The organism is Frigoribacterium sp. Leaf8, from assembly GCF_001421165.1.
Lineage (GTDB): Bacteria > Actinomycetota > Actinomycetes > Actinomycetales > Microbacteriaceae > Frigoribacterium.
In genome coordinates this window covers 1297052-1321864 of the sequence record NZ_LMKB01000005.1, presented here as the reverse complement: position 1 = coordinate 1321864, position 24813 = coordinate 1297052, and the positions used below count along the sequence as shown (strand labels likewise).

At 72.9% G+C, this 24813-nt stretch carries 32 protein-coding genes; 14 read left to right on the top strand and 18 right to left on the bottom strand.

Annotated features, from left to right (window positions below; translation table 11 throughout):
* Window positions 1-345: 345 nt before the first annotated feature.
* A complete protein-coding gene (locus ASL10_RS10840) occupies window positions 346-585 on the bottom strand; it encodes a hypothetical protein (protein ID WP_056047051.1) in 240 nt (79 codons plus the stop codon).
* Complete coding sequence (locus ASL10_RS10835; RefSeq protein WP_056047049.1) at window positions 582-1061, bottom strand: hypothetical protein; 480 nt, start codon at window positions 1059-1061, stop codon at window positions 582-584. The genes ASL10_RS10840 and ASL10_RS10835 overlap by 4 nt, the downstream gene beginning before the upstream one ends.
* Window positions 1062-1269: 208 nt before the next feature.
* Here ASL10_RS10835 and ASL10_RS10830 point away from each other — a divergent pair, with 208 nt between their 5' ends.
* Genes ASL10_RS10830 through ASL10_RS10820 form a run of 3 tightly spaced genes read left to right on the top strand, consistent with a single transcriptional unit; the run spans window position 1270 to window position 4053 of the window.
* Entirely contained in the window at window positions 1270-1815 is a 546-nt protein-coding gene (locus ASL10_RS10830; RefSeq protein WP_056047046.1) for a hypothetical protein, read from the top strand.
* A gap of 37 nt (window positions 1816-1852) precedes the next feature.
* Window positions 1853-2659, top strand: coding sequence for an ABC transporter ATP-binding protein (locus ASL10_RS10825; protein ID WP_082460365.1), 807 nt, complete (start codon window positions 1853-1855; stop codon window positions 2657-2659).
* Window positions 2656-4053, top strand: coding sequence for an ABC transporter permease (locus tag ASL10_RS10820; protein WP_056047044.1), 1398 nt, complete (start codon window positions 2656-2658; stop codon window positions 4051-4053). Before ASL10_RS10825 ends, ASL10_RS10820 begins: the two co-directional genes overlap by 4 nt.
* A 101-nt stretch (window positions 4054-4154) precedes the next feature.
* On the opposite strand, the gene ASL10_RS10815 is transcribed toward ASL10_RS10820, so the two are convergent.
* Both ASL10_RS10815 and ASL10_RS10810 read right to left on the bottom strand, forming a co-directional pair.
* Window positions 4155-4436, bottom strand: a complete 282-nt coding sequence (locus ASL10_RS10815) for a hypothetical protein (protein WP_056047041.1) — start codon at window positions 4434-4436, stop codon at window positions 4155-4157.
* A 141-nt stretch (window positions 4437-4577) separates the two neighbouring features.
* Window positions 4578-5387, bottom strand: coding sequence for a formate/nitrite transporter family protein (locus ASL10_RS10810; protein ID WP_056047038.1), 810 nt, complete (start codon window positions 5385-5387; stop codon window positions 4578-4580).
* 544 nt (window positions 5388-5931) lie between these two features.
* Between ASL10_RS10810 and ASL10_RS10805 the strand changes: the two genes are divergently transcribed.
* From ASL10_RS10805 to ASL10_RS10795, 3 genes are all read left to right on the top strand, one after another.
* Window positions 5932-6339 (top strand): ATP-dependent DNA ligase, encoded by a 408-nt coding sequence (locus ASL10_RS10805; protein ID WP_192124281.1) that lies wholly within the window; start codon window positions 5932-5934, stop codon window positions 6337-6339.
* 169 nt (window positions 6340-6508) lie between these two features.
* Window positions 6509-6781 carry a hypothetical protein gene (locus ASL10_RS10800; protein WP_056047034.1) on the top strand — a complete coding sequence of 91 codons (273 nt, stop codon included), beginning with the start codon at window positions 6509-6511 and terminating at the stop codon, window positions 6779-6781.
* Between the two features lie 51 nt (window positions 6782-6832).
* Window positions 6833-7246, top strand: a complete 414-nt coding sequence (locus ASL10_RS10795) for a hypothetical protein (RefSeq protein WP_056047032.1) — start codon at window positions 6833-6835, stop codon at window positions 7244-7246.
* Between the two features lie 58 nt (window positions 7247-7304).
* Here ASL10_RS10795 and ASL10_RS10790 read toward each other — a convergent pair whose 3' ends face one another.
* The 5 genes from ASL10_RS10790 to ASL10_RS10770 all read right to left on the bottom strand — a co-directional run bounded on the left by ASL10_RS10790 (window position 7305) and on the right by ASL10_RS10770 (window position 10097).
* Window positions 7305-7853: a hypothetical protein gene (locus tag ASL10_RS10790; RefSeq protein ID WP_056047029.1), complete on the bottom strand. Its 549-nt coding sequence runs from the start codon at window positions 7851-7853 to the stop codon at window positions 7305-7307.
* A complete protein-coding gene (locus ASL10_RS10785; protein ID WP_056047026.1) occupies window positions 7846-8181 on the bottom strand; it encodes a PadR family transcriptional regulator in 336 nt (111 codons plus the stop codon). Before ASL10_RS10785 ends, ASL10_RS10790 begins: the two co-directional genes overlap by 8 nt.
* Window positions 8182-8233: 52 nt before the next feature.
* Window positions 8234-9145 carry a MerR family transcriptional regulator gene (locus ASL10_RS10780; RefSeq protein WP_056047023.1) on the bottom strand — a complete coding sequence of 304 codons (912 nt, stop codon included), beginning with the start codon at window positions 9143-9145 and terminating at the stop codon, window positions 8234-8236.
* A gap of 111 nt (window positions 9146-9256) precedes the next feature.
* On the bottom strand, window positions 9257-9472 hold the full coding sequence (locus ASL10_RS10775; RefSeq protein ID WP_157485393.1) for a hypothetical protein: 216 nt from the start codon (window positions 9470-9472) through the stop codon (window positions 9257-9259).
* Window positions 9473-9551: 79 nt separating this feature from the next.
* Complete coding sequence (locus ASL10_RS10770; protein ID WP_056047019.1) at window positions 9552-10097, bottom strand: GNAT family N-acetyltransferase; 546 nt, start codon at window positions 10095-10097, stop codon at window positions 9552-9554.
* Between the two features lie 147 nt (window positions 10098-10244).
* Between ASL10_RS10770 and ASL10_RS10765 the strand changes: the two genes are divergently transcribed.
* Entirely contained in the window at window positions 10245-12146 is a 1902-nt protein-coding gene (locus tag ASL10_RS10765; protein WP_056047003.1) for an ABC transporter ATP-binding protein, read from the top strand.
* 2 nt (window positions 12147-12148) lie between these two features.
* Here the strand turns inward: ASL10_RS10765 and ASL10_RS10760 are convergent, their stop codons facing one another.
* Entirely contained in the window at window positions 12149-12979 is an 831-nt protein-coding gene (locus ASL10_RS10760) for a hypothetical protein (RefSeq protein ID WP_056046999.1), read from the bottom strand.
* 177 nt (window positions 12980-13156) lie between these two features.
* On the opposite strand from ASL10_RS10760, the gene ASL10_RS10755 reads away from it, so the two are divergent.
* Entirely contained in the window at window positions 13157-14851 is a 1695-nt protein-coding gene (locus ASL10_RS10755) for a PHP domain-containing protein (protein WP_056046997.1), read from the top strand.
* A 49-nt stretch (window positions 14852-14900) separates the two neighbouring features.
* Here the strand turns inward: ASL10_RS10755 and ASL10_RS10750 are convergent, their stop codons facing one another.
* A complete protein-coding gene (locus tag ASL10_RS10750; RefSeq protein ID WP_056046995.1) occupies window positions 14901-15701 on the bottom strand; it encodes an Fpg/Nei family DNA glycosylase in 801 nt (266 codons plus the stop codon).
* A 166-nt stretch (window positions 15702-15867) separates the two neighbouring features.
* On the opposite strand from ASL10_RS10750, the gene ASL10_RS10745 reads away from it, so the two are divergent.
* Entirely contained in the window at window positions 15868-16431 is a 564-nt protein-coding gene (locus tag ASL10_RS10745) for a hypothetical protein (protein ID WP_157485391.1), read from the top strand.
* Here ASL10_RS10745 and ASL10_RS10740 read toward each other — a convergent pair.
* The 3 genes from ASL10_RS10740 to ASL10_RS10730 form a co-directional block, all read right to left on the bottom strand.
* Complete coding sequence (locus ASL10_RS10740) at window positions 16415-17053, bottom strand: class I SAM-dependent methyltransferase (RefSeq protein WP_056046986.1); 639 nt, start codon at window positions 17051-17053, stop codon at window positions 16415-16417. The two genes, ASL10_RS10745 and ASL10_RS10740, sit on opposite strands and share 17 nt — an antisense overlap.
* Before the next feature lie 634 nt (window positions 17054-17687).
* A complete protein-coding gene (locus tag ASL10_RS10735) occupies window positions 17688-18158 on the bottom strand; it encodes a MarR family transcriptional regulator (RefSeq protein WP_056046983.1) in 471 nt (156 codons plus the stop codon).
* 107 nt (window positions 18159-18265) lie between these two features.
* On the bottom strand, window positions 18266-19006 hold the full coding sequence (locus ASL10_RS10730; protein ID WP_056046981.1) for a ZIP family metal transporter: 741 nt from the start codon (window positions 19004-19006) through the stop codon (window positions 18266-18268).
* A gap of 123 nt (window positions 19007-19129) precedes the next feature.
* Here ASL10_RS10730 and ASL10_RS10725 point away from each other — a divergent pair, with 123 nt between their 5' ends.
* Both ASL10_RS10725 and ASL10_RS10720 read left to right on the top strand, forming a co-directional pair.
* Window positions 19130-19483, top strand: a complete 354-nt coding sequence (locus ASL10_RS10725) for a helix-turn-helix transcriptional regulator (RefSeq protein ID WP_056046978.1) — start codon at window positions 19130-19132, stop codon at window positions 19481-19483.
* Entirely contained in the window at window positions 19480-20163 is a 684-nt protein-coding gene (locus ASL10_RS10720) for a cation diffusion facilitator family transporter (protein WP_056046974.1), read from the top strand. Before ASL10_RS10725 ends, ASL10_RS10720 begins: the two co-directional genes overlap by 4 nt.
* Window positions 20164-20239: 76 nt before the next feature.
* Here ASL10_RS10720 and ASL10_RS10715 read toward each other — a convergent pair whose 3' ends face one another.
* Window positions 20240-20920, bottom strand: a complete 681-nt coding sequence (locus tag ASL10_RS10715; RefSeq protein ID WP_056046963.1) for an SDR family NAD(P)-dependent oxidoreductase — start codon at window positions 20918-20920, stop codon at window positions 20240-20242.
* Between the two features lie 102 nt (window positions 20921-21022).
* Here ASL10_RS10715 and ASL10_RS10710 point away from each other — a divergent pair, with 102 nt between their 5' ends.
* Window positions 21023-21865, top strand: a complete 843-nt coding sequence (locus ASL10_RS10710) for a helix-turn-helix transcriptional regulator (protein WP_056046959.1) — start codon at window positions 21023-21025, stop codon at window positions 21863-21865.
* 17 nt (window positions 21866-21882) lie between these two features.
* Here ASL10_RS10710 and ASL10_RS10705 read toward each other — a convergent pair whose 3' ends face one another.
* Window positions 21883-22479, bottom strand: coding sequence for a GrpB family protein (locus ASL10_RS10705; protein ID WP_056046957.1), 597 nt, complete (start codon window positions 22477-22479; stop codon window positions 21883-21885).
* A 53-nt stretch (window positions 22480-22532) separates the two neighbouring features.
* On the opposite strand from ASL10_RS10705, the gene ASL10_RS10700 reads away from it, so the two are divergent.
* Window positions 22533-22886, top strand: a complete 354-nt coding sequence (locus ASL10_RS10700; RefSeq protein ID WP_056046956.1) for a metalloregulator ArsR/SmtB family transcription factor — start codon at window positions 22533-22535, stop codon at window positions 22884-22886.
* A gap of 1 nt (window position 22887) precedes the next feature.
* Window positions 22888-23982: a cation diffusion facilitator family transporter gene (locus ASL10_RS10695; protein ID WP_082460364.1), complete on the top strand. Its 1095-nt coding sequence runs from the start codon at window positions 22888-22890 to the stop codon at window positions 23980-23982.
* On the opposite strand, the gene ASL10_RS10690 is transcribed toward ASL10_RS10695, so the two are convergent.
* Together ASL10_RS10690 and ASL10_RS10685 are read right to left on the bottom strand one after the other, a co-directional pair.
* Window positions 23973-24272, bottom strand: coding sequence for a rhodanese-like domain-containing protein (locus tag ASL10_RS10690; protein WP_056046954.1), 300 nt, complete (start codon window positions 24270-24272; stop codon window positions 23973-23975). The genes ASL10_RS10695 and ASL10_RS10690 overlap by 10 nt on opposite strands.
* A gap of 1 nt (window position 24273) precedes the next feature.
* Window positions 24274-24771 carry a DUF2231 domain-containing protein gene (locus ASL10_RS10685; protein ID WP_043595663.1) on the bottom strand — a complete coding sequence of 166 codons (498 nt, stop codon included), beginning with the start codon at window positions 24769-24771 and terminating at the stop codon, window positions 24274-24276.
* Window positions 24772-24813: the final 42 nt, after the last annotated feature.

The window sequence follows — 24813 nt, the reverse complement described above, 5'->3', positions numbered from 1 at the left end:
GCTCTCGGCTCGGGGCTGGTCGCCTCGGATGGGATCACCGTCATCCTGGAGCCCGTCCCGATGCGCCGGCCCTGCGCCTCCGATGAAGCGCCCATGAAGGAGGCGCGGTGCGAAGGGGGCTCGCACCGCGCCTCCTTGCGTCGGCCGCACCTGCGGCCCGCCCGGGCACGAGAGAGGGGCACGGCCGCGGAAGAGTCCGTAGCCGTGCCCCAGATGCCGATGTTGTCGCATGAGCTTCACGGGCAGGGATGCAAGCAACACCGGCCAATGAAGACGCAAGAAAACGCCTTCGACCCGTGTGACAGTACGCGTCCGTCGGCGATCGTGTTCCCAGCTCGACGCGGGTCAGGCCGAGTTCTTGCCGCCGGCCGAACGGGACATGCCGCCCGCCTCGCCTCGAGGGGCCTCGTGTCGGCGTTCCGCCTCGGCCTGGGCACGGACCCCGGCCCCGGGGTCGGTGGCGTCGAGGCGGGCGGCGATCGCCCGGTCACGTCGTCCGCGCCGGACGACGCCGACGGCGGCCACGACGCCGACGGCGACGATCAGGCCGACGACGACGACGGTGCTGACCTCCACGACGCTCACGGCGTCGGCACCCCGGACGAGACGACGACGATCACGGCGATGATGGAGCCGAGAACGGTCAGCCCGAGGTAGAGCCAGAGCGGAGCGGCGCTGCCACCGACCCGGCGGCGCACGACGACGCTGCGGCCGATCAGGTAGACGAGCGGGCCGAGCAGGGCCCACGCCCAGGAGAAGGGTCGCTCCAGTCCGCGGGAGCGCAGCGTACGGTGGTCGAGCCAGGCGAGCAACACGATGCCGATCCAGAGCACGAACGAGGCGATCTGCACGACGCCCAGGTCACCGGCGTCGACGCCCGTCCGGCCCGGGACGGCCAGTTCGAGGGCGCGCCGCATGGTCACCACCACGAGGCCCATCGCGATGATCGGCGAGAGGGCGATCGCGGTGACGAACGGCGTCGCCGTGAGGGCGATCCGTGGTTCGACCGAGGTCGCCCCCGCGCCGGTGTCGCCCTGGCCGAGGCCTCGGTGGTCGGTCACGATGTCCCCCTCGTTCCCGGAGGGGAGTGCCCCGTCCGTCGTCCGTCCGGACGTCTGCGTGCCGGACCTGCTCTCGACCCTACGACACCGACCGGTACGACCGACTCCCGCTGTGGACGGAGTGGGGGCCACCGGGGGATAACCCCCGCGCGGGTCCGTGGGTGCACGTGATGTTCCGGTACCGGGCCCCGCGGCGAGGATCGTAGACATGAACGACACGACCTCCGCGACCATCGCGACCCGCGCCTCCTCGTCCCCCACCACCCTCCGCCGCGGCGCCCTCGCGGCCGGTCTCGGCGTCGCCGCGCTCGCCGTCGTCACGCTCACGGGGTGCTCGGGGACCGTCGACGCGGCGAAGAGCGCACTTGGCGCGGAGCAGGTGCAGCAGCGCCACTTCGACACCGCCGCCGACGCCCCGAGCACGGCCGACTCGACCGACGTCGCCTGGTTCCTGCCGGCCTGGGTGCCGAGCGACGCCCGCGACGTCGACGTGCGCCTCGACACGCAGGAGCCCGGCTACGAACTCTCGTTCACCTCCGAGACCGGCCCCGACCTCGCCGCCTGCACCCCCGTCGACGGCGACCTCGGCGGCCCGGCCCTCGACCCCGCGACGCTGCCCGAGCCGTTGCCGACCTCGGGTCTCGTCAGCTGTGGCGACGGCCGCGTCGTCGCCGAGGTCGACGGGCGTTGGGCCAGCTGGACCACCGTCGACGCGGTGCCCGGCGACGACGTCAACTCGACGCTGCGCCACTGACCTCACCACCGACCACGACCCGCACAGGAAGATCACGATGACCCCCACTCCCCAGCCCCAGCCCGTCCCGTCTCCCCGTACGGACGACCCGACCCGAGGAGGCGCGGTCCCCGTCGCCCGCGTCCGGAACGTCACGAAGTCCTTCGGCCAGGGCGACGGCCGCGTCGACGCGCTGCGCGACGTCTCGCTCGACCTGCCGGCCGGCCGGTTCACGGCCGTCATGGGCCCGAGCGGCTCGGGCAAGTCGACCCTGATGCACATCACCGCCGGCCTCGACTCGGCCACCTCGGGCCGGGTGCTGCTCGGCGACACCGACATCACCGGCCTCGACGACACCGAGCTGACGCTGCTGCGTCGTCGCCGCATCGGCTTCGTCTTCCAGGCGTTCAACCTCGTGCCCACCCTCGACGTGTCGGCCAACATCGAGTTGCCGTTCCGTCTCGACGGGCGTCGGGCCACGGCCGACGAGCGCGCCTGGATCGACTGGCTCGTCGCCACGCTCGGCCTCGGGGCCCGGCTGACCCACCGGCCCCACCAGCTGTCGGGCGGGCAGCAGCAGCGCGTCGCGATCGCCCGGGCCCTGGCGACCCGGCCCGACCTGATCTTCGCCGACGAGCCCACCGGCAACCTCGACTCGAAGGCCGGCCGCGACGTGCTCGACGTGCTGCGCACCGCGTCGACGGACCACGGCCAGAGCATCGCGATGGTCACCCACGACCCGGTCGCGGCCAGCTACGCCGACCGCGTGGTGTTCCTCGCCGACGGCCGCATCGTGCACGAGATCGACCGCAGCAGCGCGGCCGAGATCTCGGGCGTCATGCTCGACCTGGAGCGTGTCGCGTGAGCGCCCGCGACCAGCTGCTCGAGCACCGTCCGAGCATCCTCGTGGCCGCTCTCGGCACGACCTTCGGCGTCGGCCTGCTCGGCGTCACCCACGTGCTCGAGCAGATCGTCGCCTCCGACGCCGCGGTCGCCGCGAGCGGCACGGTCTCGACGATGCTCGGCTTCGTCGCCGCGGTCTTCGTCGGCCTCGCGCTCTACGTCGGGGCGATCGTCACGGCCAACACCTTCGCCACCGTGGTCGCCGGCCGGACGCCGACGATCGCCCTGATGCGCCTGCTCGGCTCGTCCGCGCGGGACCAGCGTCGGGCCGTCGCCCGCGAGGGTCTCGTGGTCGGGGTCGCCGGGGCCGTGCTCGGGACGCTCGTGGGGCTCGCCCTCGTCGTCGTCGCCGTGCGGGTGCTCGTCGGTCGCGGACAGTTGCCCGACCTCGCGTACTCGTACTCCTCGGTGGGCGGTCTCGTCCCGGCCGTCGCCGTCGTGCTGACCACGGTCGCCGCGGCCTGGGTCGGCTCGCGTCGCGTGCTGCAGGTGACGCCGCTGCAGGCGACCGACGCCGCGCAGGACGCCCCCGTCGCGGGCCGGAGCCGTCGCATCGTGCGGACGGTCGTCGCCGCCCTCCTCGTCGTCGGCGGTGGTCTGCTGCTCGTCGGCGGGGTCGTGGTCGGGCTGGTCGACGCGATGGGCGTGCTGATCGCGTTCTTCGGTGGCGTGCTGTCGTTCACCGGGGTCGTCGTCGGCGCCCACGCGCTGATGCCCGCCGTGCTGAGCGCCGTCGGCCGGACCTTCGGCACGAGCCAGGTGGCCCGCCTCGCCGCCGAGAACGCGGTGCGTCAGCCCGAGCGCAGCACGCGCGCCACGATCGGCATCGTGATCGGCGTGACCCTGGTCACGACCCTGTCGGTCGCGCTCGAGACGCTGCGCAGCTTCATCTACTCGATCGAACAGGACCCGTCGTACGCCGCCGAGCTCGACCAGGTGTTCACCACGACGCTGCTGATCGTCGCCGCCCTCGTCGGCTTCTCGGCCGTGATCGCCGCCGTCGGCATGGTCAACGACATGTCGCTGAGCGTCCTGCAACGGAGGCGCGAGCTGGGTCTGCTGCGCGCGATCGGCTCGACCGCGGGTCAGGTGCGCCGCATGATCCTGCTCGAGGCGACGCAGATGGCGCTGACGGCGATCGTCGTCGGGGTCGTGCTCGGCGTCGTCTACGGCTGGGCCGGAGCCCAGGCGCTGCTCGGTTCGGCGAACCAGGGTCTGCTGATCGCGCCGACGCTGCCCGTCCCGTTGCTGCTCGGCCTGGCCGTGACGGCCGCCGTGCTGGCCGGGGTCGCCGCCCTCGTCCCGGCCCGCCGTGCCACGTCGGTCACCCCGGTCGAGGCGCTCGCCGCGCGCTGACCGGTGCGGCGGCGCCCGGTGCGCCGCTCGCCGGCGGCCCGATGAACCCCGTTCACGACGATGAACCCCGGAAGACCGGGGTTCATCGTCGCAAACGGGGTTCATCGGCCGACTCGGGCGTCGTCCGTGGCGGGAGGCGCCGGACGGGGATGCCGGATCGTCGCCACCGTGCCGATGACGCAGACCACCGCCAGGGCGGTAAGCCCGACCAGGACCAGGGCGCCGACGACGGACGTGCCTCCGTCCTGCACCACCCGGACCAGGGCCTGGACCGCGCAGACGAGCCAGAAAAAGGCTCCGATGCCCCAGCCGACGGAGGACCCTCGAAACGTCGGCCGCTGCAGTCGGAGCCGACCTCTCGGCTGTTCCGTGTCCTCGTCCATGCTCGCTCCCTCGACGTCATCGGCACTTTCACCGTACGTCGAGTGCCGAGAGGGATCAAGGAGGTGCGGCGACGGTCGAGTGTGCCGTCACGGTCTGGCGCGATGACCAGGTTCGGCCGGGGGCAACCGCTCCCGCGCCTCCTACTCGTTCTCGTCCCGCGCCTTCGAGAAGAGCTCCTTCGTGCGGAGCAGCCGCAGGGAGGTGACGAGGACGAGCCCGCCGAGGATGTTGAAGAGCAGCGTGTAGCCGAACCACCCCGCCCATTGGGCGTAGCTGATGTCGCTGCCCGCCTGGATGGCCCCGAAGATGAGGAGCGAGTCGAGGATCGAGTGGAACAGCTGCAGACCGGCCAGGAGGAACGCCCCGGCGACGGCCGCCGCGATCTTCGCAGGGTCGGAGGTGGTTCCGTGCTGCATGCGGGTCATCAGCGTGATCGTGCTGCCACCCAGGACGGCCAGGATCACGGTCTGCAGGGAGAACGGAGCATCCACGAAGTGGTGAGCCGACTCGTCGAGGGTCGTGTGCCATTCGGGGAAGGCCTGGACGACGAGCCACATGAAGATCCACCCGCCGGCGAGGTTGGCGACCAACGTGGCGCCCCAGAGCTTGAGGAGTTGCAGGAACGTGCCCTCCTTCGCCGCGAGTGCGGCGATCGGCAGGAGGAAGTTCTCGGTGAAGAGCTCCGAGTGCGCCAGGAGCAGGGCGAGGAACCCGATGCTGAACGCCAGGCCCGCGAGCAGGTGGCTGCCCGTCTCGGTCAGCACGGCGAGCATCGCCATGATCCCCAGGCCGACCTCGAGTCCTCCGAAGAAGCCCGTGATGAGCGTGGTGCGGAGCGTGCGGTGCAGGCGTTCGGCGCCTTCTTCCACCGTCGCGTCGAACGATTCGTCGAGTTCGTCCTCGAGGGGTTCGTCCGACTCGCCCAGTTCTCGCCGACGTCGTTCGCTCATCGCTCGTTCCTTTCGCGGGAACGAGTCTCGTCCTCGGGATGAACAGTAGAGACGAAGCGGACTCCGTGTGACGCCGCTCCTGGATCACCCGGGGTCAGGAGGCGCGGGCGGCCAGGCTCTCGAGGAGATCCCTCGTGCCCGGCGTCGTGCTCGGGGACGTCGACGCTGCCGCAACGCCCACCGCGCCCGCTGGTATCAAAGCGTTCGGCTTAAGTCCAGATCTGTCGGGCATCGCGGGCGCAGGCGCAGGCTGGGCCTGTCTTGAGGGTGGTTCAGGTCCTCAAGGCGTGCGTTGGCACCGGCCGGGTCCGGTGCGAGCTGCCGGCGACAGGGTCCCGTTCGGGTCGGGACCCTGTCGCCTTTCCTCGTCGGCGGTCTAGTGTCAGGTCTCGAGGAGAGCCGAGCGGACGCATCACCGATGTGGTCTCGTCACCACGTGTGGCGCCGCGAAGACGGCCGGCGCAGTGCGCAGTGAGATCCGCACACCACCACAGCCCAGACCCTGCTGTCAGCACCGTCGGGCGTTCTCCGTCTCGGAGTAGCCATGGGATACATCGTCTACGACGGCGACGTCCTCGAGTTCAAGGTCGAGGACCGTCTCCTCGCCCACCTCCAGATCGTCATCGTGAACAAGTTCCGCCAGAACGAGTCGTTCATGTTCTCGTGGAAGGAACCGATCGAGACCGGCGACGGCCGGTCGACCGTCTGGCTCTCGCCCCAGATCAGCCTCCGGTTCAAGTTCGCCGGCAGCCGCACGGTCGAGATCAACCCCACCTGGCTCGCGGCGCTCTACGCCAGTGCGTCGTCGGGCCGGGGCCTCTACCCCGAGGCAGAGCCCGATCACGACCCGGCGACCCACCTGCCCGGCGTGACCGGCACGCACGTCGACTGGGCCACCGACCGTCCCGAGCCGTCGAGGACGAGGGCGGCGAGACCGCCGAGTCGCGCCTAGCCCGCGGGGCTCCACGTCTGGCCTAGCCCGCGGGGCTCCACGTCTGGAGGGTGCGCAGGGACCGGCGCGACGCCGGTCACCAGGCGGTCGGGTCTCCGAGGTCCAGGGGGCAGGCTACGCCTCGATCGGAGCGCTGGCGACCGCCTACCGCGCACGCTATGGTCCGGGCATGACACAACGTGCCGGCCTGGTCTCCCGCCTCGTCCTGGGTGGCGGTCTGGCGGCGTCCGTCGTGGGCGTCGTCGTGTTCGTCGTCGCGTCGGCGCGACCCGTGTCCTTCGGGTGGTTCGCGTACGCCCCCTTGTCGGACACGACCTTCACCGCTGACGGCGTGCACGTGTTCTCGACCGCGAGTCTCGTGGGCGCGGTCGTCCTCGTCGTCGGCCTGCTCGTCCTGGCGGCATGGCTCGGCTACCGACGAGGTGCGCGCCGCCGGGGCTGACGCGGCGTCGTGAGGGTCGCTCGTCGGGCGGAACGCTGCTAGCTTCCCGGCATGACCTGGCCCGCCGTCCACATCTCGCGCGCGTTCGACCACGACGTCGCCGCCGTCTCGAGCGTCGCCGGCGACCCGGAGAACCTGCCCGCGTGGGCGGCCGGTCTGAGTGCCGACATCCGTCACGAAGGGGGGCGGTGGCTCACGGACTCACCCATGGGGGTCGTCGAGGTCGCGTTCACCGGGCCGGTGGAGCTCGGCATCCTCGATCACGACGTGACCCTGCCGGACGGGACGGTCGTGAGCAACCCCTTCCGCGTCGTGGCCAACGACCAGGGGAGCGAAGCCGTCTTCACCCTCTTCCGCCGGGACGGGATGTCGGAAGCGGACGTCGAGTCCGATGCCCGCCTCGTGCGTGGTGACCTCGACCGGCTGGCGACGCTGCTCGACGAGCGTCTCCCGCGCGCCCGGTAGGGGATCGGCCGACGGGCGCACGGCTCGGAGGTCGTCCCGCGACGGGCGGGAGCTCGCGTCAGGCGTGCCAGCCCCGTCCCCGTGCGCGGACGGCGAGCACGACGCCGACGACGGGGAACACGAGGTAGGCGACCAGGACGACGAGGTGGGTGCCGCCGAGACCCGCCGAGGCCATCACCGTCGAGGCCGCGAGGGCGAGGAGGACGACACCCACGGCGGCGAGCCACGAGGCCGCCTTCTCCCGTCGGCTCCAGGCCCTCGCCTGGCTGACGAAGAGGAGACCGGCGAGCGCACCGACGACCGGCACCAGGAACGAGCCGACGATCAGGACGACGACCGCGACGATCGAGAACGTCCGACCGGGAGGAGGCGCGTCCGGGCTGGTGGGAGGAGCCTCGCCGACGGTCTCGGCGCGCGCCCCGGCGGCGATGAAGGCCGGGTCGCCGAGTTGCCGGATGCGCGCGCCCGCGGCCTCGGCGTCGAGACCCTGGAGCTCCTCCCGGATGCCGGTGACGATGTCCCGGTGCAGGTCTGCCGGGAGTTGGTCGAGCTCGGTGTCGAGCTGCGCGAGGTAGGCGGTGGTGATCTCGGGTGTGGTGTCAGTCACGGGTGTCTTCTCCGATGAGTCGGTGTACCGAGGCGGTGAACGGAGCCCACTGGAGGCGGAAGGCGCCGAGCTGGTCGCGCCCGAGGGGTGTGAGCCGGTAGTACTTGCGGACGGGCCCCGTCGCGGACGGCTGGTCGAAGGCGGTGGCCAGGCCTTGGGCCCGGAGGCGACCGAGGATGGGGTAGAGCGTCCCGATGCTCGCGACGAGACCCGCCTCGACGAGCTGCTCGGAGAGCTGCCAGCCGTACATGGGCTCACGGTCGAGCAGTCCGAGGATGCAGTACTCGACGACCCCCTTGCGCAGTTGCGCCCCCACGTCCGCTGTCATGCGTCACAAGCTACCTTGCGGTGCAAGACAGGTCAAGGGCTCGCGGGACCGCTCAGGGCGTGGGCGTCTCGGCCACCGCCAGGTGGAGGGCCAGTTCCATGCAGCGCAGGCGGGCGGGGGAGAAGTCGTAGGGCATGCTCCGGATGACGTCCGCCGCGCTCCTGGCGCGGGAGCTCGCCGCCGTCTCGGGCGCCGGGGCCGCCTCGGCACCCTCGGTGGGGTGTCGATCGTCCCAGGCGTCGAAGATCGCGTCGTCCTCGTCCCGCTGGCCCGACTCCTCGATCAGGCCCAGCAGCCTGATGTCGAAGGCGTGCCGTTCGGCCGCCACCCGTGCCACCCGGGGGTCGTCGACGGCGACCGAGTCGTCGAGCGCCTCCTCGGCGGCGTCGACGCGGTCGGACTCGGCACGCAGCTCGGGGTGCAGGGCCAGCACGAGGAATCGGCTCGCCTGGAGGACGGCACCCAACGGGCCGAAGATGCGCTCGGTGACCAGCAGCGAGTCGAGGTCGTCCTGCCGCAGCGAGCCCTCGGGCGCGGCCTCGAGCCGGGTGGAGACGATCTCGTCGAGAAGCCCCAGGCGGCTGCCGAGCATCCGCATGCGCCGGACCGACTCCCTCTTCCGGCGTAGCTCGTCCTCCTGCGCGGCGAGGGTGTCCTCCAGTCGGGCGAGGACGCCGGCGACCTCGTCCGTGGTCTCGGTCACGCCGGTGTCCGCGCCCGGCGCGGCCCCGGTGAAGGCGTCACGGATGTCGTCGAGGGCGATCCCGGCGTCGGCCATCCGGCGGATCCACAGCAGCCGGATGATCTCCGCGTAGCCGTACCGCCGTCGGCCGTCGGTGCCCCGCTCGCGCTCGGGGAGCAGGCCCATCTGGTGGTAGTGGCGGATCGCCCGGGGAGTCACGCCGACGAACGCCGCGGCGTCGCCGATCAGGACCTGACGGGGCGGAACCGGGATGGCATGCATGGCGGGCCTTTCGACGCGGGACGACACGGGACGTGCTTCGAGCAGACCACATGACGCTGCGGCACCTGCAACCCGGGCGGTCCCGGAACGCCCGCCGACGGAGGCGCGGGGTCAGTCCCCGGCGCGATGGTCGTCGCGACGGAGGCCGACGATGCCGACGACGATCGCCGCGATGCCCACGGGGATGCCCAGGTAGGCCAACGTCCCCGCGCGACCGCCGTCCGGCACCGAGCCGAACGCGCCGGACAGGGCGAGCGCCGAGAACAGGCAGGCGACGACTCCGAACCCGATGAGCGCCCATCCCTCGGTCGATCCGCCGCGCCTCATGAACACGCCCGTCTCCGTTCCGTCGCGGTGGACTCCTCGGCACGAGTCTGCCCGTCGACGTCCCCCCGGGGCCGACGCGTCACCCGGGGAACTCGTCGGCGAGCATCGCGAAGACGAGGGTGTCGGTCCATTCGCCCTTGCTCCAGAAGTCCTGCCGGTGGTGCGCCTCCTGCCGCATGCCGACCCGGGCCGCGAGTCGGGCGGAGGCCGTGTTGCGGCCGTCCATCTGCGCGGTCACGCGATGGACGTCGTCCCGTGCGAAGGCGAGCCGCAGCGCGCCCGCGACCGCCTCGCCCGCGAAGCCCTGGCCCCCGTGGTCGGGATCGAGCGTCCATCCGACCTCGAGCGTGCGGGGTTCGGACTCGGTGCGCCACAGCGCCACCGTGCCGATGAGCCGTCCCTCCCGTTGGACGACGAGGGCGAGTGCTCCGACGGGCTCGGCGAGGTCCGTCCGACCCAGGCGCCGATCTAGCTGTGCCCGTCCGGACTCGATCGTCCAGGGCTCCTCCAGGAGGTACCGCGAGACGTCCGGTCGTGAGTGGATCGCGAGGAGTCGCTCCAGATCGTCGTCGCGATGCAGGCGGAGTGTCAGCCGGGGGGTCGACGCCAGGGTGTCCGTGTCCATGGCGTCGATCCTCGTGCATCGCCCGGCCTCGGGGAGGATTCCTGCCGACCGTCCCCGGGCAACGTCGGACCGTCCCGGGCACGGCTGCTGCGAGCCCGGGGCGATCCGCCGTCTACATTGGGCCAGGCCCCCACGGAAGGAACCACCATGAGCATGGAAGGCGCGGCCTGGAGCTCGCTCTACAAGATCTCGTCCGCACGGGACGGCGGGCACGGCATCTCGCGCGCGTCCGTCCGGCGGATCATGACGTTCGCGGTGCCCTACCGGTCGAAGCTCGTCGTCTTCATCGCCCTGTCCGTGGTGGGGGCCGTCCTCGCGGTCGCGACGCCCGTGCTGGCCGGCCGGGTGGTCGACGTCATCGTCGCGCGGGGCGAACTCGCGACCATCGTGCGGCTCGCCGTCCTGATCGCCGTCGTGGCACTGGCCGACGCCGGCGTCTCGCTCGTGACGCGCTGGTTCTCGGCCCGGATCGGCGAGGGCGTGATCCTCGACCTCCGCACCGCCGTCTTCGACCACGTGCAGAAGATGCCGATCGCGTTCTTCACCCGCACCCGCACGGGCGCCCTCGTGAGCCGCCTCAACAACGACGTGATCGGCGCCCAACAGGCCTTCAGCGGCACCCTGTCGGGCGTCGTCACGAACGTCGTGGCCCTGGTCCTCACGCTGATCGTGATGCTCAGCACGTCCTGGCTCGTGACGGTCCTCGCCGTGGTCATGCTTCCGATCTTCCTGGTCCCCGCGCGGCGCATGGGCAGCCGTCTGGCCGCGCTGCGCCGCGAGGCCGCCGACCACAACTCCGCGATGAGCACGCAGATGACCGAGCGCTTCTCCGCGCCCGGGGCCACCCTCGTCAAGCTGTTCGGCCGTCCCGACGAGGAGGCGGAGGAGTTCCGCGTCCGTGCCGCCCGGGTCCGCGACATCGGGGTCCGCACCGCGCTGCTGCAGTTCGTCTTCGTCACCGCGCTGACGCTCGTCTCCGCCCTCGCCCTCGCGCTCGTGTACGGACTGGGCGGCGCTCTCGCGCTCGCCGGCCAGCTCGACACCGGGGAGGTCGTCACCCTGGCCCTCCTCCTCACGCGCCTGTACGTGCCGCTGACCGGCCTCGCGAACGCGCGGGTCGAGATCATGAGCGCGGTGGTGAGCTTCGAGCGCGTCTTCGAGGTGTTGGACCTCGAACCGCTGATCCAGGAGAAGCCCACCGCCGCCTCCGTCCCCGAGGGCCCGGTGAGCGTGGAGTTCGACGACGTCCGCTTCGCGTACCCGTCCGCCGACAAGGTGTCCCTCGCCTCCCTCGAGGAGGTCTCCACCCTCGACACCCGCGGTGGCGAGGAGGTGCTGCACGGCGTGTCCTTCCGGATCGAGCCCGGGCAGACCGTCGCGCTCGTGGGCACGTCGGGTGCCGGGAAGTCCACGATCGCGCAGCTGATGTCGCGTCTGTACGACGTCGACGGCGGCGCCGTGCGCCTCGCGGGGACGGACGTCCGCGACGTGACCTTCGCCTCGATGCGCCACACGCTGGGCATGGTGACCCAGGACGGCCACCTGTTCCACGAGACGATCCTCAGCAACCTGCGTCTCGCGAGGCCGGACGCGACCGACGACGAGGTGTGGGACGCCGTCCGCCGCGCGCGGCTCGAGCCCCTCATCCGGTCGCTGCCGGACCAGCTCGACACGATGGTGGGGGAGCGCGGCTACCGGCTCTCGGGAGGCGAGCGTCAGCGCATGACCATCGCGCGCCTCCTGCTGGCGCAGCCCCGCGTCGTCATCCTCGACGAGGCGACCGCGGCTCTCGACTCGACGTCCGAGGCCGCCGTGCAGGCGGCCCTCAGCGAGGCGCTCGAGGGGCGGACCGCCCTCGTCATCGCGCACCGCCTGTCCACCATCCGCAGCGCGGACCAGATCCTCGTGGTCGAGGACGGCTCGATCGTGGAGCGCGGCACCCACGAGGAACTGCTGGCCGCGGCCGGCCGCTACGAAGAACTGCACCGCACGCAGTTCGCCGTGCAGAAGGACGTCGCCGCGGACGAGCAGGCGCCGAGCGCGTCGTAGCCCTACTCCGCGGGCGGCCCGTCGACGGGCGCGGTCCGGCGTCGCCGCAGCACCAGGGCGGTGCCCGCCGCGAGCAGCCCCGCGGCGAGCGCGCCGACCCCGGCGACCTGACCGCCCGTGAAGGCGAGGGCTCCGTCGGCGGAGGGCCGGGCCGTGGCCGAGGGTCGCGGCGTCGAGCCCGTCCCGGCCCCGGCCCCGGCCCCGTCGGTGGGTGCGGGGGAGGGTGCCGTGCCGGGGGCGGTCGGCAGCGCGGTCGGGTCGTCCGTCGGCGGAGCCGGGTCGACCTCGGCGCCGGGCACCGACCAGGTCCCCGCGGCGAAGGTCACGGGCAGCGTCGCCGCGGCGACGACCGTCGACGGGATGCCGGACTCGACGACGAGGCACTCCAGCGAGAGCGTGGCTCCGCCCTCCTCGACGCCGGCGGCGACCACCTCCTCGAACGAGATGGCCATCGGCACCTCGACCGGCTGCCCCGCGGTCACCGCGACGCTCGGGGACGTGACGACGGTCGCGCCTCCCGACGTCACCGAGAGCCGGGCGGCGTCGTCCGCGTCGGCCGGGCAGCCCGCGGCGAGCAGCGCCGAGGCGAACGAGGGATCGGCGCGTGCGTCGCCGGACACGATCGCGGTGCCGGCGGCGTCGCGCAGCACGAGCGGCGCGGGGTCGGCGGGTGCGGGTGCCGGGGCGGCGGGTGCGGGTGCCGCGGCGGCGACGGCGGCACCGGGGCCGGCCAGGCCGGCGACCGCGCCGGCGGCGAGGGCCGCCGCGACGAGCAGGCCCCGTCCGGAGGCGCGCGAGGGGAGACGACGGACGGCGGGAACGGAGGGGAGCATCGGGACCTTCGGTGGGTGCGTGGACTGCGCGGCGGGGAGCGCGCGGCGACGCCAGGACTGTCGCGCACCCGGGGGAACGGTTCGTGAACGCCCGGTGTCGTCCGCGTCCCCGACCGTTGGCCTGCGGTTCAGGCCCCCTCCCTACGGTCGGGACGCCCGCCCGACGAAAGTGAAGCCATGTCCCTCGACCCCCGCCCCGAGCAGTCCGCGCCGACCGGATCGGGCCTCTCGCGCCGGACCTTCCTCGGGGCCTCCGTCGCCGCGACGGTCGCCGTGGGGACGACGGCCCAGGGGCTGCGGGGAGCGGACCCCGCGCAGGCGGCGCCGCTGCCGTCGGTGCCCGCCGTCGTCGATCCGGCCGCCCTCTCGTGGCTGGTCTTCGACCACCACGTGCACTCGGTCTACTCGCACGACGCGAAGTACCCCATGACGACGATCCTCGATCAGGCGCAGAGGTTCGGGGTCGACGCCATCGCCTTCACCGAGCACAGCAACAAGGGCCACGCCAACGTCGGCGGGGTGTTCAACGCCGCCCGCGAGATCGAGACCGCGCGGGCTGCCCGGCCCGACCTGCTCGTGCTGCAGGGGCTCGAGTGGTACATCCCCGGCGCCGAGCACGCCACCGTGCTCGTCGCACCCGGTCCCGCCACGACCCGTGTGCTGCGCCGCTTCGAGCTCGACCACGACGGCAAGCTGAACGGCTGGGAGAAGCCGCGCCCCGGCACCGACGACGCCGCCGAGTGGCTCGTGCACGCCACCGACGCGATCGCCTGGCTCGGCGCCCAGAAGAGCGCGGGCGTCGTCGACGACGTGATCGTCCTGGCGAACCACCCGAGCCGCCTCGGCATCGACTCGCCCGGCGAGCTGCGGGCCTGGCAGGACGCCGACCCCGAGGTGTTCGTCGGCATGGAGGGCGCCCCCGGTGCCCAGGCGGGTGCCGTCGCCGCGAACGCGTCGGCGCGCTCGCGGCGGGGCGAGTACGAGAACGCCCCCAGCGAGTTCTCGTTCGCCGGCTACCCCGCCGAGGCCTACCTGACCCACGGCGGCTTCGACTGGACGACGGCCGTCGTCGGCGGCGTGTGGGACTCGCTGCTCAGCGAGGGCCGGCGCTGGTGGATCACCTCGAACAGCGACCTCCACCTCAAGGAGTCCGACGCCACGCGCGTCGGCGACTTCCCGACCGGGCCCGGCTGGGAGTCCGGCGCGACGCTCGGCAACTTCGACCGTGCCGGCCGCCGCCCCGACCCGGTCGCGACGGCCACGCCCCAGAACGGCGCCGACTTCTGGCCGGGCGAGTTCAGCCGGAACCACGTCGGCGCCGTCGACCGGTCGTCCGCCGCGCTGCTCGACGCGATACGCGCCGGTCGGCTCTGGGTCGACCACGGGCACCTGGTCGCCGGGCTGTCCGTCGTGCTCCGGGCCACCGGCGGGCAGGAGGCGCAGGCCACCCTGGGCGGGACCCTCACCGTCCCGCGCGGCACCGCCCTCGAGCTCGTGGTCGACGTCGTGCCCACGGCGACGCCCACCTCACGGGGCACGATCCCGCGGCTCGCCCACCTGGACGTGATCCGCGGCCGCGTCACCGGACCCGCGGCCGACCGCGACGAGCAGCGCGCGCCCGGCACCCGGGTCGTCGAGCTGCTCGACGTCGCCGACCGGTCCGCCGCTCCGTTCCGCGTCGTCGTGCCGCTCGAGCCCGCCACCGAGGACGGCTACGTGCGCCTGCGCGGCAGCGACGGCCGGGTGCACGGCGTCGGCCCGCTCGGAGCCGACGTCGACCCGCGGGCACCCCAGCCGTTCCCGATGAGCCCGGCCGACCCGTGGGCCGACACCTGGCTGTACGCGAACCCGATCTTCGTCAGCGTGCGCTGAGCCGGCCGCGGCCCACTCCTGGGGGAACGTCGTCGCGACCCGTCCCGCGTCACGCCGCGGGCTGGCACCGCGGGCACCACCAGGCCCGTCGCGTGCGCCCGTCCGGCGTCGGAGGGTCGTCGCGCGCCTCGACGCGGGTGCCGCAGCGCAGGCACGGGCGTCCGGCCCGGCCGACGACCCAGTGCGTCTCGCCGCGGCGCGTCCGGCCGGTCGTGACCTGGTAGGCGCCGGGCGTCGAGACCGAGAAGCGCAGGGCGCGCGCGGCCACGTCGACGAGCTTCGCCAGGTCGACCTCGCCGATCGGGGAGGCCGGGTGCACGCCACGCAGGTAGCCCACCTCGTTGACCCAGAGGTTGCCGAGGCCGGCCATCGGACGTTGGTCGAGCAGGGCGGCACGGACCGTGACGTCGGGGAGTGCGGCCAGGCGACGTCGCGCCTCCTCGGGGTCCCAGTCGGGGCGCAGCGGGTCGGGGCCCAGGTGGCCGACCAGCGCGTGCTCGTCCCGGGTCGGCACCAGGTCGACGACCGGCAGGTCGACGCCCCAGAGGGTGTGGCCGTCGTCGAGCCGGGCACGCACCCGCACCTGCCGCTGCAGCCGGGACGGCAGGACGCGGCCGGGGCGCGTGAGCGTCCACGACCCCTGCATGCGCAGGTGCGTGTGCAGGGTGGTGGCGTCGTCGAAGCGGGTCAGCAGGTGCTTGCCGTGGGTGTCGACCTCGACGACGCGCCGACCGGCGAGCGACTCGCCCGCCCGGCCGCCCGACCGCAGCTCGCCGTCGACGACGACCTGCCCGACGAGCGAGGGACGGAGGCGCGCGGCCAGCAGGTGGACGCTGTCACCCTCCGGCATGCCGCGATGCTACCCGGCGTGCCCCGCGCCGGTCACGCGGGAGTCGCACCGCCGACGCGTCGTCGAACCACCGTGTCCCGTGGTTCGACGACCCGACGGTGGTGCGACCCCGACACGGGGACACGCTGGCATCACCACGATCGGTCGTCTGCCTTAGCCTCGGCCCATGAGCTCACCCACCTCGTCCGGGCCGTCGACAGGAACGTCGTGTCCCGTCGCGGTGCTCCTCCCGGGTACCGGGTACGGGGTCAAGGCGCCGCTGCTCTACTGGCCTGCGTTGATGCTGCGGCAGCTCGGTTGGCGAGTCGAGGCCGTCGAGTGGGATGCCCGAGATCTGACGGCCGACGACTCGCGGCCCGTCGTCGAGGACCGGCTGCAGGATGCCGCGGAGGCCGTCGACGGTCGCGTCGACCTCGTCCTCGCGAAGTCGTTCGGCACCCTCGCGTTGCCGTGGGCCGTCGAGCACGGCGTCGCAGGGGTGTGGTTGACGCCGGTCCTCACCGAGCCCGTGGTCCTCGATGCGTTGACCCGCGCCTCCTCGTCACACCTCGCCGTGGGCGGAGGGGCCGACTCGATGTGGCAGCCGGCGCGGGGGCTCGAGACGCATGCGGGCCTCGTCACGGTCGACGGCGCCGACCACGGCCTGCTCGTCGACGATTGGGCGACTTCGTTCGACGCGCATCGCGCCGTCCTCACGGCCATCGAGACCCACATCAAGGGGCTGGGCTGACGGTCTCACCCTGAGCGACACGGGCGATGATCGCGCCATGGGGCCTCGGCCCGGACGGTGGTCCCGTGCGGGTGTGGGTCTCGAGCACGTCGAACCCGGAGGCGCGCAGCTCGTCCGCGAGGAGGTCGGGCGCCCAGCGCCACGCGGTCGTGATCGCGTGGTCGAACGGTTCGACGGTCGACCCGGTCGACCCGGTGAAGAACCCGACGAGCAGCCCGCCGCCCGGCCGGAGCACGCGGGCGAACTCGCGGAGGGGGCGCCGGATGCTGCCCGGGTCGTGGTGGATCAGCGAGTACCAGGCGAGGACTCCGGCGAACTCGTCGGCGTCGGAGGGCAGGGCATCGATGCTGCCGAGGTCGAACGAGACGTCCGGGTGGGTGTGGCGCGCGTGCTCGACGAAGGCCGGGACCCGGTCGAGACCACGCACGTGGACGCCCCGCGCGGCGAGGTGCCCCGACCAGTGGCCCGGCCCGCAGCCCGCGTCGAGCACGGGACCCTCTACCGTCGTCGCCCAGGACGTGACCAGGTGTTCGTCAGCGGGGTGCACCGCCGACATCGAGCCGAGGTGGTCGACGTACTCGCGGGCCCGCGCGGCGTAGCGAGCCCCGACGTCGGATGTCATGCCCCGCAGCCTAGGAGTCGTGGCTCGGGGCTCGTGGCTCGTGGCTTGTGGCTCGTGGCTCGCGGCCGGGGTCGGGGTCTGAATCGGAGTCGGAGCCGGAGTCGCACCACCGTCGTGTCGTCGCACCACGCAACACGGTGGTGCGATGACGCGACGGTGGTGCGACCTCGACCTCGACCTCGACCTCGACTGCGGGGCGTTGCATCGACAGGGGCGGTGCGGCACCGCCGACTGGACGTCGCACCGCCGAAATGGGCGGTGCGACGCTCAGTACGCGGTGCGACCCGGGCGAGGAGGCGCGGCGCGAGGAGGCGCGGCGAGAGCGGGCGAGGAGGTGCGGCGAGAGCGGGCGAGGAGGCGCGGCGAGAGCGGGCGAGGAGGTGCGGCGAGAGCGGGCGAGGAGGTGCGGCACCGCCGACTGGACGTCGCACCGCGCAAATCGGCGGTGCGACGCTCAGTTCGCGGTGCGACACGGGCGAGGAGGCGCGGCGAGAGCGGGCGAGGAGGCGCGGCAAGAGCGGGCGAGGAGGCGCGGCAAGAGCGGGCGAGGAGGCGCGGCGCGGCGGGCGAGGAGGCGCGGCGCGAGGAGGCGCGGTGCGACCGGGCGCACGAGTCCGGCACCGGCCGGCCCGGGTCAGGACGCGGATTCGCGGGCGGCGGCGTCGAGCGCGGCGGCGATGCTGTCGAGCTGGGGGAGGGCCTCGGCGATCGTCTCGTCCGTGCCCGTGGTCGAGAGGACGTACTGGTACGCCTCGCGCAGGGTGGTCGTGGTGTCCTCGCCCTGCGTGGTCAGGTGGAGGAAGAGGCTGCGGCGGTCGCCCGGGTGACGGCTGCGCGTGACCTGCCCCGACTTCTCGAGCCGGTCGACCACGGCCGTCGTCGCCCCCGTGCTCAGCAGCAGCTGTTGGGCGAGTGCTCCCGGGGTGAGCCCCGGGGCGTCGGCGACGGCGAGCAGGGCGGCCAGCTCGGTGTGGCCCATCCCGAAGACCTTCGCGGCGTGGAGTCGGTAGCGGCGGTGGGCCTCGTCCAGGGTCTGCAGCGTCGCGGCGAGGCGCCGGACGGACTCCGGGTGGTTCTCCGGAGTGGCGGGAAGGTCGGGGCTCACGACAGCAGGGTACCGAGCATCGCCCCCGGTGTCGGCACCGTTGCGCAGAACGGATGACCCAGTTCGGGGCGCGACGACCCGCTCAGGCGTCCCGCTCAGGCACCCGCTCAGGCGACCTGGTGCACGACGTAGCTCGCGACGAAGCCGAGCACCGTCACGAGTCCCGTGAGCGTCTGCGTCTTGCGGAAGGCCTCGGGGATCATCGTGTCGCAGATCATCGCGAGGATCGCCCCGGCGGCGAACGCCATGACGAACGACTGTCCGCCCTCGGGCACCCCGCCGAGCAGGGCGTACCCGCCGAGCGCGGACAGGGCGCACACCACGGCGATGCCCGACCAGAGGCCGAAGACGTACCCGGCCGACCGGCCCGACGACTTGAGGTCGGCCGTGCTCGACATGCCCTCGGGGAAGTTCGAGATCACCACGGCCACCAGCACGGCGATGCTGAGGGACCCGCCGCCCGTCAGGCTGACGCCCTGGACGGCGGTTTCGGGGACACCGTCGAGCAGGGCGCCGAGGGCGATGCCCAGGCCGGTGCCCGAGCCGGCCGACCCGCGACGGTGGTGCTTGCGCCGGAACCCGCCGTGCTCGAGCAGCTGGTCCAGGACGACGTAGACGACGGCGCCCGCCAGGAACCCGCCGAGGGTCGGGAGCAGCCCGCCGCTGCTCGTGGCCTCGTCGACGAGGTCGAACGAGAGCGCGGAGATCAGGACGCCGGCACCGAACGCCATGACCAGGGCGACCACCTCGCGGGGCACGGTGACGAACCACGACACCGCCGCCCCGACGACCAGGGAGAGGCCCGAGAGCAGGCCGGCGAGAGAGGCGAGGAGGAGCGGTGAGGGCACGAGGACGTGTCTAGTCCTTCCGTGCGCAGGAGGCGCGGTGCCGGTCCCGAGGACCGGACCCGCGGGGGATGGACGTGTGCCCCGGGCGCCCTGACCGGTCAGCGGTTGCTGTATGGTCAGCACATGCTGACCCTTTCGTCCCGCGTCGACGTGATGAACCGCCTGGGGCGGGCGATGGCCGACCCGACCCGCTCACGCATCCTGCTGACCCTGCTCGAGGGCCCCGGCTACCCCGGCGTCCTCGCGACGGAACTCGGCCTGACCAGGTCGAACGTGTCGAACCACCTCGCATGCCTCCGCGGGTGCGGTCTCGTCGTGGCCGCCCCCGAGGGGCGATCCACCCGGTACGAGATCGCCGACGTCCACCTGACCCGAGCACTGACCGCCCTCGTCGAGGTGGCCCTCGCGGTCGACGACGGTCTGCCGTGTCCGGACGACTCGTGCGACGTGCCGTTCTGCTGCGGGGGCGGTGCATGACCTCCGCCGCACTGTCGCCCGCGCCGATCGCCCCGGCCCGTCGCCTCCTGCTGCAGCGGCGCATCCGTCTCGTCGTGGCGATCACGATCGGCTACAACGTGGTCGAGGCGATCGTCGCGATCGCCGCGGGCACGATCGCGTCCTCGACCGCGTTGATCGGCTTCGGCCTCGACTCCGTCGTCGAGGTGCTCTCGGCCGCGGCGGTCGCCTGGCAGTTCGCGGCCCCCGACCCCGAGAGGCGCGAACGGCTCGCCCTCCGCGTGATCGCCGTCTCGTTCCTCGGTCTCGCCGCCTACGTCGGCGTGGACGCGGTCCTCGCCCTGACCGGCGCCCGCGAACCCGACCACTCCCCGGTCGGCATCGTGCTGGCCGCCGTCAGCCTGGCGGTCATGCCGTTCCTCAGCCTCGTCGAGCGACGAACCGGCACCGAGCTCGGCTCGGCCTCCGCCGTCGCCGACTCCAAGCAGACCCTCATCTGCAGCTACCTCTCGGCCGCCGTCCTGCTCGGCCTGGTGCTCAACCTCGCCTTCGGATGGACCTGGGCGGACCCCGTCGCAGGACTCGTCATCGTCGTCTTCGCCGTCCGTGAGGGGGTCGAGGCCTGGCGCGGCGAGGCCTGCACGACACCCGTCTCGGCCCTCACGGGCGAACGCGAAGCCGAGGCCTGCGACTGCTGCTGAACGGCCGGCCCACCGGACGCGCAGGAGGCGCGGTGCCGGTCCCGAGGACTCGCACCGCGCCTCCTGCGGTCGCCGCTCAGTAGTCGATGCGGCCCCGGCGGTCGTGGAACTCGCCGGTCGGGCCGTCGGGCCCGAGCAGGGCGAGGGCGACGGTGGCGTCCGTGCCCTCGGTCACCGTCTGGTGGCCGCCGTGCCCGTTGAAGTCGGTGGCGGTGTAGCCGGGGTCGCTGACGTTCACGCGGAAGGTCGGCAGGTTCTTGGCGTACTGCACGGTCAGGGCGATCACGGCCGCCTTCGAGGACGCGTAGGGCACCGCGGCGACGGGGTACTCGTCGTGGCCCTCGGTGCTCAGCCAGCGCGGCCAGCCGACGCCCGACGCGACGTTGACGATCACGGGACGGTCGGAGCGGCGCAGCAGGGGCATCGCGGCCTGGGTGACGCGGACGAGCCCGACGACGTTGACGTCGAGCACCTCCTGCATCGTCTCGGGGGTGAGGTCGTCGACGCCGAACGACGACCCGAGGACGCCCGCGTTGTTGACGAGGACGTCGAGCTCGGGCAGGGAGGCGAGCGCCGCGTCGACGCCGGCCTGGTCGGTGACGTCGAGCTGCACGGCGTGGGCGCCCAGGGCCCGGACGGCGTCGCCCGAGTCGAGGTCGCGCATGCCGGCGTACACGGTGTGGCCCGCCTCGATCAGGCGGCGGGCGGTCTCGAGTCCGAGGCTCTTGTTGGCCCCGGTGATGAGTGTGGTGGTCATGGGTCCATGCTGCGCCCGGCCCCGCCTCGGCACCCAGGCCCCGCACGACGGGAGGACTGTCGGTACCACCCTCGGGCGCGCGGGCCGGGGGAGGATGGCTGCATGAGCGAGTTCGCGGACGTGTTGCGGTCGTGGCGTGACCGGGTCGGCCCGGCCGACGTGGGGCTGCCGGCCGGGGCGGGGCGCCGCACGACGGGTCTCCGCCGCGAAGAGCTGGCGGCGCTCGCCGGGGTGAGCGTCGACTACGTCGTCCGCCTCGAGCAGGGTCGGGCGACCAACCCGTCCCCGCAGATGCTCCGCGCCCTGGCGGTCGCCCTGCGCCTGAGCGACGACGAACGCGACCACCTCTACCGCTCGGCCGGCGCCGCGCCTCCGTCGGCCGGGATCGTCCCGCGCCACGTGGGGCCCGGCGTGCAGCGCATCGTCGACCGGCTCGGGGACGTGCCGCTGGCCGTCTTCTCGGCGACCCACGACATCCTGCTCTGGAACCCCCTCTGGGCCGCGGTGAACGGCGACCCGTCGCGCCTGGTCGGGCTCGAGCGCAACCTCGTCTGGCGTCACTTCACGTCGGGCCACGAGGGCACCGAGTTCGACGCCCGGCACGAGGAGGACTTCGCGAGCGACCTCGCCGCCGACCTGCGGGCGGCGGTGGGGCGCTATCCGTCGGACCCCTCGCTCGGCCACCTCGTGTCGCGCCTGCTCGAGACGTCGCCCGAGTTCGCACGCCGCTGGGCCGAGGCCAAGGTCGCCGAGCACCGGGCCAGTCGCAAGACGGTGACGGGCACCCCGGTCGGCCCGATCGCGATCGACTGCGACGTGCTGACCGCGCCCGGCGACCTGAGGATCGTCGTCTACACGGTCGCGCCGGGGTCCGACGACGAGGCGCGACTCGACCTGCTGCGCGTCACCGGGCTGCAGTCGATGGCGGCGACCTCGGCCGGCTGAGGCCGTGCCCGCCCGGGTCAGCCCTCGCGGGCTGCCTCGCCGGCTGCGTCCCGGGCGGCGCGAGCCCGCGCGTTGATGGCCGTGACGACCTCGGTCTTGGCGTCGGCGTAGTCGTTCATGTCGTCCCAGCGGCGGTCGAGCAGGGCCCGCTTGACGCCGGCGTACAGCTCGCGGTCGGCGGCGTCGGTGCGCAGGTGGTCGCGCAGCAGCAGGTACCCGGCGATCGCGTCGGCACCCTGCTCGTAGACGTGCACGTGGACGCTGCGCTCCGGCGTCCGCACGAGTCGGTGCCCCGGCTCGCGCACCCGCAGCTCGTAGCCCGCGGCGAGCAACGGGCCGAGGTAGTCCTCTTCCGCGGTGATGTCGGGCACCGCGACCACGACGTCGACGATCGGCTTCGCCGCGAGGCCTGGCACCGACGTCGAGCCGATGTGCTCGACCTCGACGGCGATGCCCGACGGCGCCAGGGCCTCGACGATGCGGCGTCGGTGCTCGGCGAACGCGGCAGGCCAGCGCTCGTCGTACTCGTGCAACGAGACGTGGACGGCCTCGGCGCCGCCCACGATCTCGGTGGTCGTGACGTCGGGTCGGCGGGGGGTCCGCTTGGTGGGCATCAGGAGATCCTGCCAGACGACGGAACCGGTCGACGTCGTACTAGTATCTGCGCATGCACGTAGATAAGAAGGTTTGCGGACTCGACCCGGATTCCGAGTACGTCGAACTCGCCGTCGAGGTGTTCTCGATGCTCGCCGACGCGACCCGCATCCGCATCATCCTGGCGCTTCGGAACGCCGAAGAGCTGTCGGTGAACCACCTCGCCGACATCGTCGACAAGAGCCCGGCGGCGGTGTCGCAACACCTGGCCAAGCTTCGCCTCGCCCGCATGGTGCAGCCGCGCCGTGAGGGGACGACCGCCTTCTACCGTCTGACCGACGAGCACGCGTCCGCGCTCGTCAGCGACGCCGTGAGGCAGGCAGAGCACGTCGTCGGCAACGCACCGCACCACGCAGGGGGGCAGTGAGGTGGTCGGGTACGGGCACGACCACGACCACGACCGCGACCGCGACCGCGACCGCGAGCACGAGCACGAGCACGAGCACGGGTACGGGCGCGGGCGCGGGCACGGGCACGGGCACGAGCCCGGGTACGAGCACGGGCACCCGAACGGCCGGGTGAAGGCCTGGCTCTACGACCTGTTCGTCCCGCACACGCACGACTCCGCCGATTCCGTCGACGACGCCCTCGAGGCGTCGACGGCGGGTGTCCGGGCGGTCAAGATCAGCTTGTTCGTCCTGCTCGCGACGACGGTGGTGCAGGCCGTCCTCGTCGTGGCCACCGGGTCGGTCGCCCTGCTGGCCGACACGATCCACAACTTCGCCGACGCGCTGACAGCGGTGCCTCTCTGGATCGCGTTCGTCCTCGGCCGGCGGGTCGCCACCCGCCGTCACACCTTCGGCTTCGGACGCGCCGAGGACCTCGCCGGTCTGTTCATCGTCATCGTCGTGGCCCTCTCGGCCGTGGTCGCCGGGTGGGAGGCGATCGACCGTCTCGTCCACCCGCAGCCCGTCCAGGCGCCCTGGTTGCTCGTCCTGGCCGGCCTCGTCGGTTTCGCCGGCAACGAGGTGGTCGCGATCTACCGCATCCGAGTCGGTCGCCGGATCGGCTCGGCCGCCCTGGTGGCAGACGGGGTGCACGCTCGTCTCGACGGGTTCACATCGCTGTCGGTCGTGCTGGGCGCCGTCGGGGTGCTGCTCGGCTTCCCCCTCGCGGACCCGATCATCGGCCTGCTGATCGCTGTGTCGATCATGGTCCTGCTGTGGGGCACCATGAAGTCCGTCGGGGCCCGCCTGATGGACGCCGTCGACCCCGACCTGCTCGACCGGGCCGAGCACGCACTCGAACACACCGAGGGGGTCGTCGCCGTGCGCGACCTCCGCCTGCGGTGGATCGGCCACCGGCTGACGGGGTCGGCGACCGTCCAGGTCGACACGCACGACCTGATCGACGCGTTGCGGATCGCCGACCAAGCGGGCCTGCGCGTCCGCGGTGCGCTCCCGAACCTCGACGCCTTCACGATCACCCCGGCGCCGGTCGCCCGGCTCGCCCCTCAGGACTGAACGAGCGGCAGCCCTGCCGCGACCCAGGCCGCGGTGCCGCCGATCACGTCGACGTCGGTGATCCCTCGAGCTGACAGGGCCTCGGCCGCCCGGGCGCTCCGTGCGCCGCTCTGGCAGATCAGGTAGACGGCGGTCTCGTGCGGCATCTCGTCGAGTCGATCCGCCAGTTGCGAGGGGTGGAGGTTGAGCGCCCCGGGGACGTGGCCCTCGGCGAAGCGGTCGGCGGCTCTCACATCGATCACCAGCGGTGTCGTGAGGGCGGCCAACCGGTCGACGGTGATCTGCTCCATCTCAGCCCTCGCTCGAATCCGACCAGACCGCCTTCGCGCCCGAATCGCCGATGCGCACCGTCGTGACGATGCCGCCGATCGCGGCGACGGCGACCGCCACGGTGAGCGCGACCCCGACGATCGTGCGCGTGCCCTTCTTCAGGGTGGGATGCGGTCGCTTGGCGTCCGGGGTCAGCACGTAGTGCTGCCACGCCCACTGCGCCACGGCGGCGACGAACACCGCGATCGCCCAAGGCAACAGCGTGTCGCCGAGCTGCGTGTGCGCCTCGAGCAGGGCGCTGTGCCCGACCCTCGCCTCGAGCGATTCGCCCGACGATGTCGCGAGTGGCACCGCGACGAGCGACAGGAGGGCGACGAGCGGTGTGATGACGCCCAGTCGTCGGCGCAGCCGCGACGACACGGCACCGGCCACGATCAGCAGCGAGGCCGTCGGGAAGGCGACCGTGACGAGGTGAACGATCAGCGGGTGGAGGGGGAGTCCGTTCAGTTGCCAGTCCATGGCGTCTCTCTTCTGGTCGGGTCGGTGCGGGTGGGGTAGGTG

Bases quoted from the DNA above. Each gene is read 5' to 3' on its own strand.
- ASL10_RS10830 (WP_056047046.1), top strand. From the start codon at position 1,270: ATGAACGACACGACCTCCGCGACCATCGCGACCCGCGCCTCCTCGTCC.
- ASL10_RS10825 (WP_082460365.1), top strand. From the start codon at position 1,853: ATGACCCCCACTCCCCAGCCCCAGCCCGTCCCGTCTCCCCGTACGGAC.
- ASL10_RS10815 (WP_056047041.1), bottom strand. From the start codon at position 4,436: ATGGACGAGGACACGGAACAGCCGAGAGGTCGGCTCCGACTGCAGCGG.
- ASL10_RS10810 (WP_056047038.1), bottom strand. From the start codon at position 5,387: ATGAGCGAACGACGTCGGCGAGAACTGGGCGAGTCGGACGAACCCCTC.
- ASL10_RS10805 (WP_192124281.1), top strand. From the start codon at position 5,932: ATGGGATACATCGTCTACGACGGCGACGTCCTCGAGTTCAAGGTCGAG.
- ASL10_RS10800 (WP_056047034.1), top strand. From the start codon at position 6,509: ATGACACAACGTGCCGGCCTGGTCTCCCGCCTCGTCCTGGGTGGCGGT.
- ASL10_RS10795 (WP_056047032.1), top strand. From the start codon at position 6,833: ATGACCTGGCCCGCCGTCCACATCTCGCGCGCGTTCGACCACGACGTC.
- ASL10_RS10785 (WP_056047026.1), bottom strand. From the start codon at position 8,181: ATGACAGCGGACGTGGGGGCGCAACTGCGCAAGGGGGTCGTCGAGTAC.
- ASL10_RS10780 (WP_056047023.1), bottom strand. From the start codon at position 9,145: ATGCATGCCATCCCGGTTCCGCCCCGTCAGGTCCTGATCGGCGACGCC.
- ASL10_RS10775 (WP_157485393.1), bottom strand. From the start codon at position 9,472: ATGAGGCGCGGCGGATCGACCGAGGGATGGGCGCTCATCGGGTTCGGA.
- ASL10_RS10770 (WP_056047019.1), bottom strand. From the start codon at position 10,097: ATGGACACGGACACCCTGGCGTCGACCCCCCGGCTGACACTCCGCCTG.
- ASL10_RS10765 (WP_056047003.1), top strand. From the start codon at position 10,245: ATGAGCATGGAAGGCGCGGCCTGGAGCTCGCTCTACAAGATCTCGTCC.
- ASL10_RS10760 (WP_056046999.1), bottom strand. From the start codon at position 12,979: ATGCTCCCCTCCGTTCCCGCCGTCCGTCGTCTCCCCTCGCGCGCCTCC.
- ASL10_RS10755 (WP_056046997.1), top strand. From the start codon at position 13,157: ATGTCCCTCGACCCCCGCCCCGAGCAGTCCGCGCCGACCGGATCGGGC.
- ASL10_RS10750 (WP_056046995.1), bottom strand. From the start codon at position 15,701: ATGCCGGAGGGTGACAGCGTCCACCTGCTGGCCGCGCGCCTCCGTCCC.
- ASL10_RS10745 (WP_157485391.1), top strand. From the start codon at position 15,868: ATGAGCTCACCCACCTCGTCCGGGCCGTCGACAGGAACGTCGTGTCCC.
- ASL10_RS10740 (WP_056046986.1), bottom strand. From the start codon at position 17,053: ATGACATCCGACGTCGGGGCTCGCTACGCCGCGCGGGCCCGCGAGTAC.
- ASL10_RS10725 (WP_056046978.1), top strand. From the start codon at position 19,130: ATGCTGACCCTTTCGTCCCGCGTCGACGTGATGAACCGCCTGGGGCGG.
- ASL10_RS10720 (WP_056046974.1), top strand. From the start codon at position 19,480: ATGACCTCCGCCGCACTGTCGCCCGCGCCGATCGCCCCGGCCCGTCGC.
- ASL10_RS10715 (WP_056046963.1), bottom strand. From the start codon at position 20,920: ATGACCACCACACTCATCACCGGGGCCAACAAGAGCCTCGGACTCGAG.
- ASL10_RS10710 (WP_056046959.1), top strand. From the start codon at position 21,023: ATGAGCGAGTTCGCGGACGTGTTGCGGTCGTGGCGTGACCGGGTCGGC.
- ASL10_RS10705 (WP_056046957.1), bottom strand. From the start codon at position 22,479: ATGCCCACCAAGCGGACCCCCCGCCGACCCGACGTCACGACCACCGAG.
- ASL10_RS10700 (WP_056046956.1), top strand. From the start codon at position 22,533: ATGCACGTAGATAAGAAGGTTTGCGGACTCGACCCGGATTCCGAGTAC.
- ASL10_RS10690 (WP_056046954.1), bottom strand. From the start codon at position 24,272: ATGGAGCAGATCACCGTCGACCGGTTGGCCGCCCTCACGACACCGCTG.
- ASL10_RS10685 (WP_043595663.1), bottom strand. From the start codon at position 24,771: ATGGACTGGCAACTGAACGGACTCCCCCTCCACCCGCTGATCGTTCAC.